Annotated in this window: 3 protein-coding genes; all 3 read left to right on the forward strand. The window is 73.3% G+C overall.

Annotated elements, in window-relative coordinates; genetic code table 11:
• The coding region (locus D180_RS10140; RefSeq protein ID WP_017912706.1) for a TolC family protein at positions 1 to 491 on the forward strand (491 nt) is incomplete at its 5' end.
• On the forward strand, positions 491 to 1,624 hold the full coding sequence (locus D180_RS10145; RefSeq protein ID WP_017910964.1) for an ABC transporter permease: 1,134 nt from the start codon (positions 491 to 493) through the stop codon (positions 1,622 to 1,624). The genes D180_RS10140 and D180_RS10145, both read left to right, overlap by 1 nt.
• Positions 1,621 to 2,385, forward strand: a complete 765-nt coding sequence (locus D180_RS10150; protein ID WP_017912707.1) for an ABC transporter ATP-binding protein — start codon at positions 1,621 to 1,623, stop codon at positions 2,383 to 2,385. The genes D180_RS10145 and D180_RS10150 overlap by 4 nt, the downstream gene beginning before the upstream one ends.
• The last annotated feature ends 116 nt before the right edge of the window (positions 2,386 to 2,501 follow it).

Below are 2,501 nucleotides of genomic sequence, written 5' to 3' on the forward strand. Positions count from 1 at the left end.
CGATCCGCTGGTCGACCACCCTGCTGAGCCATCGCCGCACCGCCACCCACGGTATCGCCTCGTTCGGCCCGGTGATCGACATTCCGCTGTTCGACTGGGGCATCCGCCATGCCAAGGCCAAGGCGCGCGGCGACCTGCTGGAAGCGGCCACCCTGGCCTACCGCCAGACCGTGCTGGAGGCAGTCAACGAGGTCGAGGACGCGCTGACCGCACTGGAACAGCAGCGGCGCAACGTCGAAACCCAGCAGCAGGTGCTGCAGGCACAGCAGCAGGCCAGCGAGGTCGCGCAGCAGCGCCGGCGGCTGGGCCTGGGCAGCGACCTGGACGTGGCCACGCAGCAGGCCGCGCGCGACCAGGCCGCCCTGGAACTGCTGGAAGCGCAGCGCCAGCGCGACCTGGCCTACGTCGCCCTGCACACCGCACTGGGCAGCGCCACAGCGCCGATCCCCGGCACAGGCGCCGTCAGCAACCACGAAGGCGCGCAGCCCTGATGGTCGCGCTGGCCCGCCAGACCCTGCGCTACGAGTGGCGCCGCTTCCTGCCGGTAGTGGTGTCGGTGGGCTTCGCCAGCCTGTTGCTGCTGCTGCAGACCGCGCTGGTGCTGGGCATCTTCGGCAGCGCCAGCGTCTATGTGTCCGGCTCCGACGCCGACTTGTGGCTGGGCTATCCCGGCACGCAGAGCGTGGACCAGGGCCGCGCCATCGATCCGGACGCGGCCGCGCCGCTGTACCTGGACCCGCGGGTGGCGCAGGTCGAGCCGTTCATCTGGTTCGACGGCGACTGGCGCGGCCCCGGCGACACCGGCGCGGTGTCGGTCTACATCTCCGGCATCGACACCCGCGACGGCGGGCTGATGTTCTCCCGTCTGCTCAGCCCCGCCCTGCGCGCGGCGCTGCGCGAACCGGACACCGTGGTGGTGGACCGCGCGGAACTGGACAAGCTCGGCGTCGGCGTCGGCAGCAGCGCGCGCATCAATGGTCATCGCGTGCGGGTGATCGGAGTCGGCCGCGGCCTGCGCGCGCTCGGCGGGGTCAACGTGCTCGCCTCGCTGGACACCGCGCGCGCGCTCAACAGCGACACTGCGCATCCGGACTGGCCGACCTACATGGTGGCCAGGCTGCGCCCCGGCGCCGACCCGCAGGCGGTGGCGCAGGCGATCGACAGCGCGGTCACGCGGCCGCGCGTGGAAGCCTGGAGCGCCGACGATTTCGCCCGGCGCAGCATCCTGTTCTGGATGTTCGACACCGGCGCCGGCTCCGGCGTGCTGTTCCTCGGCGGCATCGTGCTGCTGGTCGGCGTGGCCATCACCAGCCAGACCCTGCTCGGCACCGTGCTCGGCGCCGCGCGCGAGTACGCCACGCTCAACGCGCTGGGCGTGAGCATGCGCAACCTGCGCTGGGTGGTGCTGGAACAGGCCGCCTGGGTCGGTGCGCTGGGCCTGATCGGCGCCAGCGCGCTGGGCGCGGCGCTGGTCGCGCTGGCCCGCGCGCACGACGTGCCGGTGGCGTTCAACGCCAGCGGCTGGGGCCTGTGCGTGTGTGCGGTGATGCTGCTGACCGTGGTCTCGGCCCTGGCCGCGCTGCGCGGCCTGCGCCGCGCCGATCCGGCGTTGCTGCTACGATGAGCCGCATCGTCGCCCCCGCCGCGCTGCATCCGGCCGCCGCCACCCTCAGCGGCAGCGGACTGTGCAAGAGCTTCGTCTCCGGCAGCCTGCGCACGCCGGTGCTGCGCGACGTGGAACTGCAGGTGTGGCCGGGCGAGCTGACCCTGATCTCCGGCCCGTCGGGCTGCGGCAAGAGCACCCTGCTGTCGATCCTCAGCGGCCTGCAGCGCGCCGACGCCGGCCAGGTGCTGGCGCTGGGCGAGGAACTGGGCGCGCTCGGCGCCACCGCGCTGGAGCAGTTCCGCCTGCGCCACACCGGCTTCATCTTCCAGGGCTTCAACCTGTTCCCGGCGCTGTGTGCGCTGGACCAGGTGCGGCTGCCGCTGCAGTACATGGGCCTGGCCCCGGCCGAAGTGCGCAGCCGTGCAGAGGAAGCGCTGGCCGAGGTCGGCATCGCCCACCGCCAGCACCTGCGCCCGGCCGAACTGTCCGGCGGCGAGAAGCAGCGCGTGGCGATCGCCCGCGCGCTGGCCAAGCACCCGGCACTGCTGTTCGCCGACGAACCCACCAGCGCGCTGGACGCCGGCAACGGCCAGATCGTGATCGACCTGCTGCACCGCATCGCGCGCCGCCACAACACCATGGTGCTGTGCGTGAGCCACGACCCGCGCCTGATCCGCCATGCCGACCGCGTGCTGTCGATGGAGGACGGCCGCATCCTCGACGACCGCCGCGTCAACGCGCCGCCCTCGCCCCTGCCCTCACGGAATCCCGCACCATGAAAGCGTTCGCCGCCGCGCCCCTGCTGAGCCTGCTGCTGGCCGCATGCGCGCCCTCGGACCGCACGCCGGCCCCGGCGCCGGCCGCCACCCCGGCCTACCTGGCGGTGGCGCGCGGC

This window comes from Xanthomonas sp. SHU 166 (genome assembly GCF_000364685.1).
In the GTDB taxonomy this organism is placed as follows: Bacteria; Pseudomonadota; Gammaproteobacteria; order Xanthomonadales; family Xanthomonadaceae; genus Xanthomonas_A; species Xanthomonas_A sontii.

Coding starts and splice junctions, on each gene's coding strand:
- D180_RS10145 (WP_017910964.1), top strand. CDS start 491: ATGGTCGCGCTGGCCCGCCAGACCCTGCGCTACGAGTGGCGCCGCTTC.
- D180_RS10150 (WP_017912707.1), top strand. CDS start 1,621: ATGAGCCGCATCGTCGCCCCCGCCGCGCTGCATCCGGCCGCCGCCACC.